This window comes from Shewanella sp. NKUCC06_TVS, assembly GCF_019345515.1.
GTDB classification, from domain to species: Bacteria; Pseudomonadota; Gammaproteobacteria; order Enterobacterales; family Shewanellaceae; genus Shewanella; species Shewanella oncorhynchi.
The window spans coordinates 433,928-451,518 of record NZ_JAHKQX010000001.1 but is presented as its reverse complement, the minus strand read 5'-3'; the positions used below and the strand labels follow the sequence as shown (position 1 = coordinate 451,518).

15 protein-coding genes are annotated in these 17,591 nt (G+C 45.5%); 5 read left to right on the top strand and 10 right to left on the bottom strand.

Annotated features, from left to right (window positions below):
• Positions 1-123 precede the first annotated feature (123 nt).
• The 4 genes from KO531_RS01815 (at position 124) to KO531_RS01800 (ending at position 4,215) form a co-directional block, all read left to right on the top strand.
• Positions 124-960, top strand: coding sequence for an AraC family transcriptional regulator (locus KO531_RS01815; protein WP_219250234.1), 837 nt, complete (start codon positions 124-126; stop codon positions 958-960).
• Positions 961-1,085: 125 nt separating this feature from the next.
• Complete coding sequence (locus KO531_RS01810) at positions 1,086-1,925, top strand: AzlC family ABC transporter permease (protein WP_219250233.1); 840 nt, start codon at positions 1,086-1,088, stop codon at positions 1,923-1,925.
• A complete protein-coding gene (locus KO531_RS01805) occupies positions 1,922-2,224 on the top strand; it encodes an AzlD domain-containing protein (protein ID WP_219250232.1) in 303 nt (100 codons plus the stop codon). The genes KO531_RS01810 and KO531_RS01805 overlap by 4 nt, the downstream gene beginning before the upstream one ends.
• Positions 2,225-2,922: 698 nt before the next feature.
• Complete coding sequence (locus KO531_RS01800; RefSeq protein ID WP_219250231.1) at positions 2,923-4,215, top strand: aerolysin family beta-barrel pore-forming toxin; 1,293 nt, start codon at positions 2,923-2,925, stop codon at positions 4,213-4,215.
• 116 nt (positions 4,216-4,331) lie between these two features.
• On the opposite strand, the gene KO531_RS01795 is transcribed toward KO531_RS01800, so the two are convergent.
• The 6 genes from KO531_RS01795 to KO531_RS01770 form a co-directional block, all read right to left on the bottom strand.
• Complete coding sequence (locus KO531_RS01795; protein WP_028760503.1) at positions 4,332-5,045, bottom strand: YafY family protein; 714 nt, start codon at positions 5,043-5,045, stop codon at positions 4,332-4,334.
• Between the two features lie 108 nt (positions 5,046-5,153).
• Complete coding sequence (locus tag KO531_RS01790) at positions 5,154-5,603, bottom strand: GyrI-like domain-containing protein (protein ID WP_219250266.1); 450 nt, start codon at positions 5,601-5,603, stop codon at positions 5,154-5,156.
• 88 nt (positions 5,604-5,691) lie between these two features.
• Positions 5,692-6,075 (bottom strand): VOC family protein, encoded by a 384-nt coding sequence (locus KO531_RS01785; protein ID WP_212599862.1) that lies wholly within the window; start codon positions 6,073-6,075, stop codon positions 5,692-5,694.
• 174 nt (positions 6,076-6,249) lie between these two features.
• The gene (locus KO531_RS01780) at positions 6,250-7,971 is read right to left on the bottom strand and encodes a phospho-sugar mutase (protein ID WP_219250230.1); all 1,722 of its coding nucleotides are present in this window, start codon (positions 7,969-7,971) and stop codon (positions 6,250-6,252) included.
• Positions 7,972-8,137: 166 nt separating this feature from the next.
• Entirely contained in the window at positions 8,138-9,676 is a 1,539-nt protein-coding gene (locus tag KO531_RS01775; RefSeq protein ID WP_219250229.1) for a hypothetical protein, read from the bottom strand.
• 195 nt (positions 9,677-9,871) lie between these two features.
• Entirely contained in the window at positions 9,872-10,858 is a 987-nt protein-coding gene (locus tag KO531_RS01770) for a TerC family protein (protein ID WP_131525740.1), read from the bottom strand.
• Positions 10,859-11,548: 690 nt separating this feature from the next.
• Here KO531_RS01770 and KO531_RS01765 point away from each other — a divergent pair.
• Complete coding sequence (locus tag KO531_RS01765) at positions 11,549-13,174, top strand: peptide MFS transporter (protein WP_219250228.1); 1,626 nt, start codon at positions 11,549-11,551, stop codon at positions 13,172-13,174.
• A gap of 25 nt (positions 13,175-13,199) precedes the next feature.
• Here KO531_RS01765 and KO531_RS01760 read toward each other — a convergent pair whose 3' ends face one another.
• From KO531_RS01760 to KO531_RS01745, 4 genes are all read right to left on the bottom strand, one after another.
• Positions 13,200-13,439, bottom strand: coding sequence for a DUF3624 domain-containing protein (locus KO531_RS01760; protein ID WP_219250227.1), 240 nt, complete (start codon positions 13,437-13,439; stop codon positions 13,200-13,202).
• A 35-nt stretch (positions 13,440-13,474) separates the two neighbouring features.
• Complete coding sequence (oleD, locus tag KO531_RS01755) at positions 13,475-14,620, bottom strand: 2-alkyl-3-oxoalkanoate reductase (protein ID WP_219250226.1); 1,146 nt, start codon at positions 14,618-14,620, stop codon at positions 13,475-13,477.
• 150 nt (positions 14,621-14,770) lie between these two features.
• Entirely contained in the window at positions 14,771-16,627 is a 1,857-nt protein-coding gene (gene oleC / locus KO531_RS01750; RefSeq protein WP_219250225.1) for an olefin beta-lactone synthetase, read from the bottom strand.
• On the bottom strand, positions 16,627-17,538 hold the full coding sequence (locus KO531_RS01745; RefSeq protein ID WP_219250224.1) for an alpha/beta fold hydrolase: 912 nt from the start codon (positions 17,536-17,538) through the stop codon (positions 16,627-16,629). The genes oleC and KO531_RS01745 overlap by 1 nt, the downstream gene beginning before the upstream one ends.
• Between the last annotated feature and the right edge of the window lie 53 nt (positions 17,539-17,591).

Sequence of the window (17,591 nt, the reverse complement as noted above, 5' to 3'; positions counted from 1 at the left end):
AAAAAAACGCCATTAAACGCAAACAAAATCCAATATGCGCAATTTTGTACAAAAGCACTGAGGGTTTCTGGGTTACTATCAGGCACAACCCGCCTATTTATGCACTAAACACGGAGGCCTAGTGTGAACACAGAACATGCGGCCTACCAGATTGCCGATGAATTAGGTGGCCTCGAGTTACTCAATGCCCACTACCATAAACAAAACTTTAGTCGGCACACCCACGAAGGTTACACAGTCGGCGTGATTGAAACGGGGGCGCAGCGTTTTTATCGCACGGGTGGCAACCATGTGGCGCCAAAGCACAGCATCATTCTCGTCAACGCCGACGAAGTCCATAATGGCTGTAGCGCCACCGAGGGCGGTTGGTCCTATCGTGCCATGTATCCAGTACCCGCGCAGTTTGCCAATATTAACCGTGAGCTAGCATCAAACCGCGGTGCGCCCTATTTCCCTGAGCCCGTAGTGTACGATCCTGAATTAGCCGAATTACTGCGCTTCACCTTTACGACTTTAGATACATCGGAAAATCGCTTACTGCGCGAAAGCTTGGTCTATTCAAGCTTGACACAGTTGATGACACGCCATGGCAAGAATCGCCCAAGCGATGACCTCATTGTAATCGCTAAGCCTGCGTTAGCACTGGTGAAATCCTTTATCGACGATCATCCTGCGGCCGACATCTCCCTTGAAGAGCTGGCAACACTGGCGGGATTAAGCCCCTATTATTTGCTGAAGCAATTTCAGCGTTATTACGGCTTACCGCCCCACGCTTATCAAATTCAGGCAAGAGTGAGACTCGCCAAAGGAAAAATCAAACAAGGCACACGGCTACTCGATGTCGCCCTCGATTGTGGGTTTCACGATCAAAGTCACTTGAATCGACATTTTAAGAAGACAGTCGGTGTTACGCCGGGGCAATTTGCCAAAGAAATAGGCCGCAATATTATCCAAGCCTAAACAACCACTTTAAGTTAATCTGTCATGCTCATTCTTGCTTTCTCCTCTATTGACTAAGCAAGCAAGCTTATCCAAGCATTTATTGTTTAACAGCAACCCCGTCGCCGCTATTTTTAGGAGCCAAAGTGACCACCGACAAGCTTATAGAACCTAATGTTTATCCTGTGCATCCATCGAAATCCAAGGCATTTTTAAAAGGTACATTAGCCATGATGCCGTTGACAATAGCGGTTGTACCTTGGGGAGTTTTAGCGGGCTCCTTCGCCATTGAGGTTGGGCTAACGCCCATTGAGAGCCAAGCCATGTCGGCGATTATCTTTGCGGGCGCGGCTCAATTAGTGGCGCTCGGCATGGTGAAAGCCGGTATTGGTCTGTGGAGTATCTTAATTACGACGTTACTCATCACCTCGCGCCATCTGTTATATGCAATGGCGATGCGCAGTCAAATCAGTCCTTTGCCGTTAAAGTGGCGCCTAACATTGGGCTTTTTGCTCACAGATGAACTGTTTGCCATCGCCAATCAAGGCAAGTTACATAAGTTCGACCCTTGGTACGCCCTTGGCGGCGGTTTGAGTTTCTATTTCGGTTGGAACATAGCCACACTACTTAGCATAGTGGCGGGCAATGCGATCGAGAATTTAGATGAGATGGGATTAGATTTTGCCATCGCAGCCACCTTTATCGCTCTGGTCGTTCCTACCATAAAAAAACTATCGATTCTCGTCTGTGTATTAGTCTCGCTCACCCTAGCAGTAGTATGCGCCGTTTTTAAAATTCAAGCGGGACTGCTCATTGCCGCCATTGCGGGAATGACGGCAGGTGTACTTTACGCCAAAGTGACCAAGGAAGCGGAACGCGCAGAACAATCCGCCAGTCAGTTAGCAAGCGCACAGACCAAAACAGAAGTGGATACTGGAGTTGGGACTGACATTAAGACAAAAACATTGTCAGGAGAAAAAGCATGATTTGGTTAATGATCTTTTCAATGGCGGCGGTTGTGTTTATCAGTCGTCATTTACTACTTGAGCCTAAACTACCGCTGCGATTAAGTAAGGGCACCCAAACCTTTTTAAGTTACTCGGCCCCTGCGGTACTCACTGCGATCTTTGCGCCCATAGTATTTGTGCAGGAAGGTCAGCTCGATCTGAGCCTAGACAACAGCTATCTCATCTGCGCCTTAGTCGCTACAGTGTTGGCGCTCGTCACCCGTAATACCTTACTGACCACAGTGCTGAGTATGGGACTGTTTTTCTTTATCCACTAAGTCAACAAAGAGTCAGTGCTCAGCAACGGCACTGACTCTTGCATCAATCACTGACACCGTTCCTACCACTCTTTTACACAGCCTAACCCCCCTCTGAGACATCGCCCCCTAGATAATTACTTACACGTTATCTTGATCTTCCACAATCTTCATGTATTTAGGCTCTTATGTCTGTGCAACTAACAGTATCGGCTTTAACGGTATTTCACACATCGACGATAATGGAAGAGTGATGATATTTATCAGCAATAAAAAAGACTCAAACAAAATACTTAACCTAACCATATTCAAACTATTTAGTCTCTAAAAACGTCCATTCAAAAATGTTATTTACTATATCTATTACGGCACTCATCTTAGTATAGTTCTCGGTATAAAGAGTCCATTTAAAAGGTTTTACATAATAAAATGCCGCATAAATATTAATCCACATTCAAAAGCCAACCCACTAAAAATTAAAGTAAATACACTACATTATAAAGTTCTAAATACTGTTTAAAAATAAAATAATTAACATTTTCAACCAAAATTAAACAACATTTAAATTAATCTAATTTTACTTTGTTTAATAAAAATAAAAGTGTTAGCTTTTTAGATGTGCCTAGCAGTAATGATTATTTATATGATTTAGGACTACATATAATTGCCATCGGCGCTCTCAATGAAAGGACGTATTTTATTAAAATAAAGGAACAATCATGAGAACAAAATCTAGCCTGGGTATATTAACGTTATCCTGTTTAACCGCACTTGGAACTGTTTCTTTGTTGGCCGAAGCTGCTATTCCGAATACTATTCCAAAACTGTCAATGGTAGAACACGCAGCCCCTGATCTTGATTCGCTTAAAAATGATGCAATTAACGACCCCTCGTTTATCAGCTCGTTATTCTCCTTAGGACACCATCTTGGATATGCATGGGCTGGCGGTACAGCATCCCAGTATGTTGGTGAAGACATCGAAGTCAGAAGAGAATCGAGCAACGAATACAGTCTTAGAGCCCGCTATAACGGCAATGATCCTTATGCAAGCGGCTACAGAGCGAATGAACGTTTGAAGGTAAATTTACAAAATATTCATTTCGTCACTAATCCTCAAAGTCTAAAGTTAGGTTCACCTCAAGTTTATGATCGTGAGGCTATTTATACTGCTCCTGTGGTTATCTATAACTGGGGCGATACCGAAGATACCGGTGTGGCCACCCTAAACTATGATTACACCACTAGCTGGGCCAAAACCGATAATTTCTCCTTCTCCGAGAAAATTGGCGTAACCAATAAATATGAAGTGGGTATTCCAGGAATAGGTGGAGCGAGTTCTGAAATCAGCGCCGAATTTTCTGCCAGCCAAGGTTGGAGTGAAACCGACGGCAAAAGTACAACGATTTCGAGTCAGGCGCAGTACCGCGCAATTATGCCGCCTCGCAGCAAACGTTATATCTCAATCACCCTATTTAAACAAAAGGCGGATGTCCCATACACCTCAAGTTTATATATGATGTACGATATAAAATATGAGAACTTCTTAAAATGGGGTGGTAATGCGCATATTAATCATCCGACAAATAGACCTAACTTCCCTTACACCTTTGGCGGAGCGAATGCGAATAATCTGAATGGACCAGAAGCCTTAGTCGATCAATATCTTCATCAAGATATATACGGTTATGGTGTATGGGATTGGCCTGCAGCGATTAATTCGGCACAGTCAAAAAGTGGGTTTGAGTGGCAATTGGCGAATATTGTTAGACAACATGGCGCACCTATCAGCGGTAAATTTACCGCAATAGATTCGAGTCAATTTAATATCGATGCCAGTGAATCCTATCCACTAACGGATGAAGACATTGCTAATCGTCCTAAAAGTGCTCAAAAATTAGGACTGAGTCGTAATATTCAGGTTGCCGTCGGCGAGCTCCAAAACAATGATGAAGATGGTTTAATCAAAAAACTGAATATTTCGCAATCAAGTGAAGTCATGTTAAACAATTAAAAACGGTGAGCTTAGGCTCTCAATAACTACTATGACACCAGTATCAGAGAGATCTCGATACAACTAGCGAATTACTAGAAAGTTACTAGCAAATTAGAAATGTAATACAAAGCCACTCATTCGAGTGGCTTTTCTTTCGCTTCTGCTCGCGCCTTCGATTGCTCATCCATCAGGCAAATATAATCTTCAAGCTCTTGCCCAAGAGTGAGATCAAAATGACGGTTTAACCGCACAAGACCTGTGATGCGATCGACCCTGAAATTACGAAAATCAGCACGTAGCTCACACCATGTCAGTAAGGTCCAAGTACCACGCCAAAAATAGATGGCGAGCGGCCTAACTTCCCGCTCGGTAACATCCAGTTTGACATCTTGATAGAAGAGTTTAACGTATTCGCGGCGCTGAGCCGCATTACGCAAGGGATCAAGGAATTGAAACTCATTGGAATCTAAATAAAAATCCGGTGAAAACATTAAGGATTGATAGGCTTGTAATCGTTTAGGCAACACAGCTTCGACTTTAATCATCGCCTGCCTCGCGGCGCTACCAAGCTCCTTACCACCCCAAGTTTGCACCATACGCATGCCAACTTGAATCGCTTCCAGTTCGGCTTCGTTAAACATCAAGGGCGGAACATTAACCTCATGGCGCAACAAATAGCCGACACCCGCTTCCCCTTCAATAGGAATGCCACTTAAACACAGGTCCTGCACATCACGGTAAATCGTGCGTGTAGAAACCTCTAACCGTTCAGCCAATTCTTGGGCCGTGGTCAGGCGTTTGTGTTTGAGAATTTGCACTATTTGAAATAGGCGATCAGCACGGCGCATTAGCTCTGGTTTAACCCTTATCTATCAATCAGTTGATTACGTATTATTACCCTAGGTCAATCGCTGGTATATCCTTGAATACACACTTGAGTGTTTTTACGATTTGAATCATAAAATCCCGATATAGATCTCAACCTCAGTAGCACTAAGATAGACTTCAAAATCCGTTTGATAGCGTCGCTGATGAGAGCAATCAGCCGCGCTAAAATAACCCCACACTTGCCCCCAGAGGTCGATAACACACTGGGGCATATCACCCTGAGCGGTGAATTTTAGGTACTTGCCCGCGTTAAGCTCCAATGACGTAAAATGACTTGCATCAACAGGGGCATCAATTGCCTTACCCACCAGTACAGAAAACTCGCCATTCATGTCTGACTCATAGTCATAATACACGCCATACATGGGCGAATTGAGCATAGCGGTTAGCTGGGATGATTCAAAAAAGGCTTGCCATAAACTGCCAATTTTAGCGCTATCGACAGACATTTCTGCCCGATTATTCGTGCGGGTGCTTAGTCCAAGTAACGGTCGAGCATCAATATAAATCACATCCATTTTTGTTTCTTCCATAAAAATCTAAACCAATAGGTTAATGTTAGCGTCGTGCCTTAAGGACACGACGCTAAAAATTTAACACTCGAGACTACTTATCCTTAGACCACAGACCGACTTTATTGCCTTCACTATCGGCAAATAACGCGATGTAACCACACTCTCCACCATTAATCGGCGTCACTGGCAGCAAAATATTCACATTGGCGGCAGCGAGTTTATCCACTAAAGGTTGCAAATGGGTGCTGAAATGCAAATACACTGTGCTGCCCTGCATTGACGGCTGGCTCATACTGCACTTGACTAGCCCTATGCTCGCCGCACTCGCATCCTCTGTGACTATGCTCGCATATTCCATGTCTTCCATATCGTCACGTTTAAACTCGACCCCAAAATGCTGCTGATAAAAAGCAACGGCACGGTTCATGTCACTGACAGGAATTTCACCCCAAACTAACGGTGCAATAGATAACATTTTCACTTTCTCCTTGTTGAAAAAATATCAATGATTCAAAACCTTATTAGTACAATTCAGGACTGAATCATTAACGGGCGACAACAAGAATAAAACAAGGCTACTGACAGCATGATGTCAGTAGCCTTTTAATAAAAGTGAATTTTGGCGTTTTAACTTAACCAGCAACCAAGATTATTTTGGCAAACTGGCTTGGTGAGCCTGAATAAAATCATCCATGGCTTTGCTCGCCCTCGCTTGGGCACTAGCTAAGGTATCTGTATCAACCATAGTTTCTACCACTTCGTAGTAGCACTTAATTTTAGGTTCAGTGCCAGATGGTCTGACGATCACCCGAGCCCCGCCCGCTAAGCAGTAAGTCAATACATCGCTCGGTGGCAAGTCGATTTTCTCAACCCGACCATCGGCAAAACGACGCTCAAGTGCCTTTAAATCATCGGTTGAGAGCACATCTAACTCACCAATCTTCACCGGTGGATGCTCGCGCAAATAGGCGCCAATATTGGGCGTGTCAGGTTTTAGCGCAATGCTCACCTGCGCATTGAGATGGAAGCCATGCTCACGGTAAATTTGCTCGAGTCTGTCCCAAATCGTTTGCCCCTTCGCCACCAGCTCGGCAGTTAATTGGGCAAATCCCACCAGCGCCGACAAGCCATCTTTATCCCACACCATACTGCCCACCGTATAGCCAAGGGCTTCTTCATAGGCAAACAGGAATTGATCCTCAGGCGAAGTTTTTGCAATCCCCACATTCATCAGCCACTTAAAGCCGGTGAGCGTGGTAAAGCTTTGCGTGCCAAACCCTTGAGCAATTTTAGATAACAGGCTCGATGACACTATCGTTGTGCCCGTAAGTCGTTGATGATCTTTAGCGTGAGATAGCAAGTAATGTCCAAAGAGCACACCGACTTGATCGCCCGTCAGCATCTGATACTCGCCATCCTCTTTACGCACTGCAACCGCAAAACGGTCGGCATCGGGATCGTTAGCACAGGCGAGCATAGCGCCGTGTTTTTTCGCCTCGGCAATCACTAAATCCATCGCACCCTTTTCTTCAGGGTTTGGGAAGTTCACCGTCGGGAAATCCCCATCGGGTTCACGCTGGGAGGCAACCGAATACACTTGGGTGAAACCTGCATCTTTCAATACCGTTTCAGCCATTTCGGCACCCACACCGTGCATGGCGGTATAGGCTAAACTCACCTTTTCAGGGGCGGTATGGTTTTGCAGCACCTCAGCTTGCTGCACGCCATGACGATAGCTTTGGTAAAAATCGTCCTGCAGGATAATTAACTTACCTTGTTTTACCGCGTCATCATGCTCTAAAAACGGAATCGCTTGATTCGCGGCGCGCTCAATTTGCGCGGCAATGCCAGAGTCGTGGGGCGGAATAATCTGCGCGCCATTCTCCCAATAGACTTTATAGCCATTGTATTGCGGCGGGTTATGACTCGCGGTCACCACAATGCCCGCTGCCGAATTAAAATGTTTTACCCCAAAGGCCACTAGCGGCGTTGGCGCTACTTTGGACGTTAAGCGCACCTTAATCCCCATAGCGGTGAGCACACTCGCCGCATCATGGGCAAAATTAAATGAATCGTGGCGGCCATCATAACCAATCACCACGCCACGCTCGGCTGCATCTTTAATCTGATCAAGTAGATAAGCACCAAGACCAGCAGAGGTTTGGCGGATCACCAAACGGTTCATCCCCATAGGCCCAGCGCCGACGACACCACGTAATCCTGCGGTGCCAAACTCCAAGCGCCCCGCAAAGCGCGCTGCGAGTTCGGCATCATTGCCGCTATCAATTAGGGTTTGTAACTGGGCTTGAGTGCGAGGGTCTGGATCATTTTCAAGCCAATGGTTTACCTGTAACTGCAGATGGGTATTCATATCACGCCTCATTGAAAATCATTTGCAATCACCTTAGGAAAAAGCACGTAGAAGAACAAGCTAATTTGCATTAATTTCAAAATGAGCCAAGGGTATTGCCATAAAAAACGCACTATCTAACAGGTCATGCCAGATAGTGCGTTGGTTTTAAAATTAAACGCCAACATTAGCGCGAGGGTAAAGTGCCATCAAATATACGTACTTTGATATTCTTTTTCAGGTTATCTTGGTCTTGTTGCCATTCTTGCCACTGGGTGAGACTGATACTGAGCTGCAATGAAAAATCAGTAGAAATCCACTGTTTTTGCCCTTGAGTATATTTAGGTGCAGGGACTATGTTACTGGGTCCAACGAAGGACGCAGAACACATAAAGGTTTTGAAATACACTTGGTCAATCGATAAATCGAGGGCGCTGGGCGATGTTAAACATTGGCCACTGCCCGGCTCTTGATACGAGGCAAATTGGTACAGGATTGCCGGTGTATTATTGGTACTATCAGGAACTGAAGCAGTTTGATGGCAAGATAAACAGCTACTTAATGCATTATCCGCAGGGCCATTTAGGCGCCCATTACACCCTAAGTGTCCCGCATTGGTGTGCTCATTCAAACGGCCAACGACCTCTTGAAATACGGCGCTATCCTTAAGCCCTGTGATTGGGTTTTGCGGGAATGCTGCCGCTCCCACTGTTGCTGGCGGCGTGTCATTCCCCCACATTAATCCCAGAGGTGAAATACGATCCCAAGGATTTTTCTCTTTCGCTTTAAACTGACCATCGGCGACAAAAGTGCCATAGGCCCAGCCCACGGGTGAACGGCTGTCGCGCACTGCAATATCAAACTGCAATAAGTACACATCGGCGACAGAGCGCGGGCATTGCTCTGTTTCCTGTTGGAAACTACAGGCACTGCCATCGGCGTTTTTACATACACAGAAATCACTGGCACTGATATTGGCTTGCCAAACAGGTACATTTTCAAGGAAAGGATAGTTATTAGGCGTTGCAGTAGTAAACAATAACTTGCCAATCACACTGCCTTCATTAAATGCAAAATTTTGCTGGGGCATCACAGGTGATGGTGCCCCCGTCCATACCTTGCCAATGCTGTTTGCCGCCTGAGGATTATAAAAACCCACCGCCCACATAGTGGTTTTAAGGGAGCCTTGGCCTTTTATCTCCATAGTGACGGGGGCTTCTCGGGTCAAGCCATGGATAAATTCCCGCCCACTCATGGGATCATAGGTCTGATAGGGAATATGGTACCAAGAGCGCACCTTGTTGTTACACAGATCCCAGTCTTTACTGACATCGCCTTTGTCGATGTTTCCCTCTTGGATGTACTTCATCACAGCCCAGAGGTATTGCTCAGCTTGGGTATTTTTATCACTTTCACTCAGATTTTTATCGAAGGGATTGAATTTAAGCCAAGGTGCAGCGCTATCTGGTTTAGCACTCGAATAAGCATCACTGAGGCTAAAAATAGGCCCCTTCCAGCCAGAATAAGCTTGGTTGATAATGACTTGATTGTCCCACATGCCTGTTTTTGCAAAAGCAGGATCTTGGAAGTAACTTGGATAGGCTCCAGTACAGGTTGAATTTGCGTTAGATCTAGTGTTGGGCGATTGCTTATCTGCAGCTTTTGCGTTGACGGTGGTCAATGAACAAACGGTGAGCAGAAGTATGGCGGTAATGTTGAGTTTCATAATATCGTCCTTGAAGAGTATTAGTCCTAAAAACTCCCTTTGTGAGCCCAAAACTAACAACGGCTCGAATTAAGCATAGACTAATTTTTAACATCTTCTGTAAAGCTTAACGATTCACATATTAAGGATATAAAAAAGGCCGTTTAGTATGACTAAACGGCCGAAACATATTACTTATTGGACTAGCCGTCCAAGCTATTTCTCAACTTCTTGCCCGCGCGTCTTCCACAGCGAATACAGGACACCTAAAACTAACAGACCAAAAGTCACACCAAGGGACACGGCCGTAGGGATAGTAAAGTCCACGATTCCCTCGTGGTTGAAATACACTAAACCCACTTTCACCCCAATAAACACTAATACTACTGACAGCGCGTATTTAAGGTATTCAAAACGATGCACCATAGCAGCCAACGCAAAATACAAAGCACGTAGCCCCAGAATCGCGAAGATATTCGAGGTATAGACGATGAAAGGATCTTGGGTAATCGCAAAAATAGCTGGAATACTGTCGACTGCAAACACCAAATCCGCGGTTTCCACTAAGATCAACGCCAAGAATAACGGCGTCGCCCACCATCCTTTTGTTAACTGATGATCTTCGCCACGAACCCAGAATTTTTCTTTATGCAGCGTTGGCGTAAAACGCATCTTAGTGCGTAACCATTTATAAAACTTATTGTCTTGGATATCACCGTGCTCATCGTTTGAGAAGAGCATTTTCACGCCAGTGAAAATCAAGAAGAGTCCAAATAACACAAGTACACCTTGATACTGGGCAACAAGCACAGCACCAAGACCGATCATAATGGCGCGCAACACTATTACGCCCATAATGCCCCAGAAGAGCACTCTATGTTGGTATAAACGTGGGATACCTAAGCTACTGAAGATTAACGCGATAACAAATACGTTATCCATAGACAGTGATTTTTCAATCAGATAGCCCGTTAGGTATTCCATACCGGCGGTTGAACCCTTGTACCACCAGAGCCAGGCCCCAAACAATAAGCCCATACAGATATAAAAGGCTGAAAGCTTTAAACTTTCAGCCACGGTAATTTCATGCTGCTCCTTGTGCAATACGCCAAGGTCAAAAGCTAATAACGCCAGCACAAAACCGAAAAACATTAACCAAACCCAAAGCGGGTAACCCACAAATAGGGTGGTAAAAAACTCCATAAGTCTCCTTAGTAACACATAACGACTGATCTAAATCAGTAAAGTTGAGCAGATAGACATTAACTCATTGTAGAAATATAAACTGTGAAATCTTATATGAAAAATGCAACTATCAAGATTAAAATTCTTTTATAATCAATATGATTATGGTGCTTATTTATACTTATGCCTCGAATAAGTTCACTTCTCAATCACTGCGCTTCCCTGAGAAAATCATCTAACCCACCCATTTGTGACATTCATTTAGATAGCAGCCTCGAACAAGCGCGTAGATGCTCTACCAATAATGCAAAATCGCTATCAAACATAAAACTTATACCATCCATTAAACGACGAACTACAGCTAAATCAAGGCTAAAGCGGCTAAGATAAAACAGCCACAGTTGAATTATGGCCACTATTTAGCACTCATTTCTTAACTGAAAATGAATTAATTTAACCGCTTAGTATTGCTATAGCGAGCCTTAAAGAACGGCTAAAAATGTTAGTTATACAAAATATTCATCACTTTCAAGACCCTTGGCTGTTCCATATCATCCGAGTGTGATTAACTGCTGCAACAGCGCCGTTTTTTAGCGATCAAAAGCGCCGCGATAATCACAAATAATGAAAAATAATTAATAAAATTCATTACGATAAAATGAATCATTAGCTGCTCGGCGCATAAAGTGCCAGCAATGGGAGTCTTAAGTGTCAATAGAACAAAACCTGCCGCACACAATGCAGGGCCCACAAGGCTCGCCCCCAACTGAAATGCTATTTGGGCATCCTAAGGGCTTATTTGTCTGCTTTTTTACCGAAATGTGGGAACGCTTCTCTTTCTACGGTATGAAAGCATTACTGTTTCTTTACCTGATTAAATATCATCTATTTACCGATGAATTTGGTTACAACGTGATTGGTGCTTACGGTGCCTTAGTGTATGCCATGCCCGTAGTGGGTGGCTTATTGGCCGACCGCTATATCGGCATGCGTAAAGCGGTGATCTTTGGTGGTGTTTTATTGGTGCTCGGCCACTTAGGTATGGCCTTTGAAGGCCATCAAGCGGTTATCGTTGCAGGTGAAATTCAACGGGATGAACAAGCGCTGCAAGTATTCTATTTATCCCTCGCCTTAATCATTGTCGGTGTGGGTTTTTTAAAACCCAATATTTCCACCATAGTCGGTCAGCTTTATCCTAAATCATCCGCTAAGCGAGATTCTGGTTTTACCATTTTCTACGCGGGCATCAACTTAGGCGCCACCTTAGCCCCGCTAATTTGCGCTTATTTAGGTGAAACCTATGGCTGGAAGTACGGTTTTGGTTTGGCAGGTTTAGGGATGTTAGCAGGTTTGTTGGTGTTTATTCGTGGCAAAAAACATCTGCAAGGCTTCGCCGAACCCAGAGATCCTGCGCGGATTTTAAAGAAAACCGCTGGCATAACGACAGAACAATGGATTTACTTAAGCGCAATTGGCAGCGTAATCATAGTCTGGGGGTTGATTCAAACCCACTCCCTCGTACTTTCGATTAGCAGTTTATTACCCGCTGTGAGCCCAGTGATTTGGTTCTTGCACTCAGTATCACTAGTGCTCGCCCTCGGGATTGGCTGGTTCATGGTGAAACATTGTAATCCGATTGAACGTCAACAGATGTCGGCTTTGCTGCTTTTCATCGTTGCGGGTTTGGTCTTCTTTGGTTTATATGAGCAGACCTATGGCTCTTGGGTAGCATTTTCGGACCGTGTGATGGACCGTAACATGCTCGGTCTCGAATGGAGCGCGGGACAATTGACCTTCCTCGGTGCCTTCTTTGTGATCAGTTTGTCGCCTATCTTCGCTTGGCTGTGGCCAGCCCTCGCCCGTAAAAATTGCGACCTAAGCAAACCGGTTAAAACCGCACTCGGTATTTTGTTCGCGGGTTTATCCTTTATGGTGCTTGTGCTCGGGATCCAGATGCCGCTAAGCAGTGGCTTAGTGAGTATTTGGTTCTTAGTCGCGGCTTATTTTGTATTAGAAATCGGGGAGTTATTGTTGTCGCCCATAGGCTTATCTGCCGTGACTCAGCTTTCGGTAAAACGCGTAGTCAGCCTGATGATGGGTGCTTGGTTCCTCGGCACTTCATACTCTGAAATCTTAGCCGCCGAATTAAACAAACTCGCCGCGATTGATACCCAAGGCGGCGTGATAAGTGACGTACCGAGTGCGATGGCGCTATACGAACAACTGTTTATCTTCTCGGCGCAAATTGGCGTGGTGATGGCATTAGTCTTCTTTGCCCTTGCGCCATTAATGAAAAAAATGATGCACGAGAAAATGGCGACTCACTCAGTTTAAGCATACAAACAGAAAGTCGATTGGCTTACTTTCGCCCTCTGAGGCGACGGTAAGCCAATACGATAAGGTGCAAAGCAAGTAACCCCGTAAAAGCCGCGCAGAAAAACAGTAATGCAATCGAGTTTACATCCCTAGGCGCATCACGATAAAGCCACCACCACAGCGGCCAGCCGATGGTCGATAAAGCCGTAAGCTGCCACATACAGCGTTTGCAGCGACCAATCTTTTGTCTGAAAATTGACGTTTTACAATCACCGCAACTCATAAATCCCCAATAACATGATGGCAGTATATCTAAAACTAAAGCGACACTTTAAGCCTTGCCATCCCTTGATTAATAGAGACGAGCGCACGATAACCTAAATCTCGTTTAGCTGCGCTGATATCAAAATAATGGCTGCAGGATAACTGCCGTGCCACGAAGCGCGTCATCATGGGCTCTTCTTGCTTCTTTAGTAGAAAATACACAGTTTCCAACACGGCGCCAGCTACATATGCTACAGATTGAGGCACACGCTTAGTCACTGGCGGTAAAGCATCGCAGGCCAAAATCAGATTGATCATCTCGGCCATAGTGATGGGTTCATCATTACTCAGAAAATAAGCTTTCCCTTGACACTTAGGCTTTGCTTGGCAAAGTTCCAGTGCCGCCAGCACATGGGCATAGGCAGCGTTATCTATGTAGATGGTATCGACTAGCTTATCTTCGCGGCCAACCAGTTTAAGCTTACCTAAATGCCCGCGCGACAATACCCGAGGCACTAGATGGGGATCGCCAGGCCCCCATATCAAATGCGGCCTGAGTGCGACGGTTTTTAACGCATAGGGTGTAGTGGCTTGAGTCGTAACTTGGCCAACTACTTGATTCACATCAGGATTTTCAATTGGCATGTCACCCATTTGATTGGCGTCGAGCATCATCTTTTCAGCGATGGCTTTAGAGTGAGCATAATGATTCAGGAATCTGGTGGCATAGGGAGTAGACTCATCAATACCCGATTCATCCTGACCTGCAAAGGTCACACTCGGGGTACTGGTGTAGACTAACTTATCTATTTTTAATGCCTTACAAGCGGCAATTACATTGGCAGCGCCCTTTACATTCGGACAAAAATAGCTGTCTCTGTCACCCCAAACACCCGCTTTAGACGCCACATGAAATACAATATCGCAGCCTTGCATCGCCTGTTGCAGCAGATCTTTATTGACTAAATCCCCTTGCAGCATGACTACGCCCAGTGCTTCAAGTTCGGGATAATGCCCACGCGCAAAACCTGTGACTTTAATGCCCGCAGCTAACAATCTCAGGCAAATCGCTTTACCTAAAAATCCCCCCGCCCCCGTGACAAAGGCGTGTTGCACCCTAAGCGCGAGCTGCGCGAGTGCCGTTTGTTCAGCCGCATCAAATTGGGCAAGCGTCGTGCTCTTGATTGGGTCTTTCGTCATTAAGGGTATCCATTTCAGCACATTTACATGAACTTAAAGTCGGTGTAATAAGTTTAAAATAAGCACAAGGGCTTAAAAATAAGCGAGTTTGTTCAAATGAACACAGAATATAACGTAAAAAATGCAGGAAAAAAGCCGTGGAGTTTCAAATCAACCTTTCGTTTGTGATTGTGCCCAAACGGCTAATTTTTCTCTAAAAATCTTGGCATTATGCCGCACATCCACAGGGAAATCAGGATGGATAAGAAACCGCCTTATGCCCTGAGTCTGCGTAAATTGCTCGGCGATGGCGATCAAATCTTGGTACAACTGCTGACTCTTATTGCACACCAATGACTGGTCGAGTTCGATACAAATTAACGGCTCTATCTCGTTCGCCACTTTCACTCCCACTAAAGCGGAGCGCTTCACATTGGGATGCGTATTAAAAATGCGCTCGCAGGGAATGGAATAATAACGTTTAACAAACAATCCGTTAAGAGTGGCGTCGACTCTGTGGGCCTTACGACCACACATCCACAGAAGACCTTGATCATCAAGGTACCCCAAATCGCCCATGCGGTGTCTAACGGTATTGGTTGACGAGTCCCAAATCTTGGCCGCCGCAGTCGCGCGTTTGCCTTGGCTTTCGTTTTGGCTAGCGTGCTGACTATTGTTTAGATAATAGGACTGACTCACCATAGGCCCCTGCACGACTATCTCGCCGATTTCACCGTTATTCAGCTGTAAGGCATCATCCCACTCGGGAATAACCTCTTCGCTGATAGCAATAATGCGAATCGTCACGCCATCGATAGCGCGACCGACACAGATACCACCGCCGTTATCTGTGATGTCAGTCGTGGCAAATAACGCATCGCTGGCAATCATACTAATAGGCAAAGATTCGGTTGCGCCGTAGGAATTTAAAATCGGCACACCTTGGCTCAGCATCTTGCTAAATCGGGCGATGGAGGCAATGGTGGCTGGCGCACCCGCAGAAATGACCCGCTGCACGCTGGGCAGTTTATGCTGTTTTTGCTCCCCTGCGCGGCCTAAACGTTCAAGTAAGGCGGGATTAACAAAAATATTACTGCATTGATATTTCTCAATCGCGGCAAACAGGAATTCAGGATTGGCGGTAATGGGCTTGCTGGCATCCATTTCTGGAACGATAGACGCCATGCCAAGTGCGGGACCAAAGAGTGAAAACAGCGGAAAAGTGGCTAAATCGCGCTCGCCATGGCAAATGCCATAATCGTTTTTTAGCGCTTGAATTTGTGCCTCAAACATACCATGGCTATACACCACCCCCTTAGGCGTGCCAGTGCTGCCACTGGTAAATAAAATCGCCGCTATCTCATCAGATTTAAGCATCACCATGGGATATTCAGACTTTGGAGCAGAAGATTGCACTGAGGTGCTTTGCAGCAGAGTCGATAAACTTATCGCACCAGTACTGATACGGATTAACTTTGCCGCTAAGCCTGTTTTGCCGTCATCAACATTGAGTAATGACTTGATACTGCCCTTTCCCCAACCAAATAGACGTCTAGCAATATGAGCCTTGGGAATACCGATAAAGGCATCGGGCGCGGCTTCAGCAAAACACTGTTTAAGATTGCGGATCCCCATGCCGGGATCAACTAGGATAGGAATAACCCCCGCTTTAAACAGCGCAAAAGTAAGTGCAAAAAAATCCAAACTTGGCGTGACCATAAGCACAGCCTTCATGCCGCGCTCAATGCCATGGGCGTTAAGCGCAAAGGCTATCGCATCGCTTTGTCTATCTAGATTGAGAAAGTCCAACTCGCTGTAATGCAAATTCGCCACAGAAGCACCCTGAGCGCTTTGTACTGCTACCGCAAGATGATGGGGAATGGCATGGGCGGCTTGCTTGAGATGACGACAAATATTGGCATCATTGACCGTTGCTGACGCAGAAGTGCCACTTAAAAGTGACTTTTCCAACGGCGTCACTAAAGGAACAACCAAAGGAGCCACTTCAGTCTCAAGCAAGGTCGACATTAACCTGCGGCCTGTTCGGACTGCGCCGCTTCTACGTGGTCGTCAGCCATAAAGCCTTTGATATGGGCAATCACTTCATCGCTGGCATCTTCCAAAATGTAGTGACCACAATCGGCAAATTCATGCACTGTCGCATGGGGCATGTGCTGACGCCATTTTGCTAAAAAGTGCTTATCGAATACAAAGTCCTTGAGGCCCCAGCAAATCAGGGTTGGCACTTTAGCAAATTTAGGTAAACTCGCAGCAATATCAGAGACTAATTGATAATTTCTATCGCCTTCACGCAGCGGAATATCCTGCACAAAACGCAGCGTCGAAATGCGATTAGCCCAAGAGTTAAACGGCGCGACATACGCCTCGCGAATGTATTTCGACATCGGCTGGCGCTTAACACCCACATAGGAAGCAATAGACGAAAAGGCATTGAAACCGCGTACCAACACTGTGCCTAACAGGGTATTACGACAAATCCACAGCGGCCAAGGGAATGGTTTAGTCTCGGGCAAATGGAAAGCGCCCGTGTTCAATATCACTAGGCGTTTAATGCGCTCAGGATAACGCGCCGCATAACCCATACCTATCATGCCGCCCCAATCGTGTACGACTAAGGTAATGTTTTCTTTCACATTCAGGCTATCGAGCAGGGCTTCGAGATCGTCGATACGGTTCTTAAGGGTATAGTCATAACCACTGTCGTCTGGCTTATCCGACAGTCCACAGCCGATATGATCCGGCACTATGCATTGGTGAGTGTCTTTTAAGGCGCTAACAAGGTTGCGGTAGTAAAACGACCAGCTAGGATTACCGTGAACCATGACCACAGGTTCGCCTTGACCCTCGTTGATATAATGTAGCTTGTTGCCATTACGGCTCAGAAAATGACGTTTAAAAGGCAACAGAGTGTCTAACATGACGCTTCCTATCTTGATTCTTTATGAGAGCGAATAACGGGTTATGTACAGCT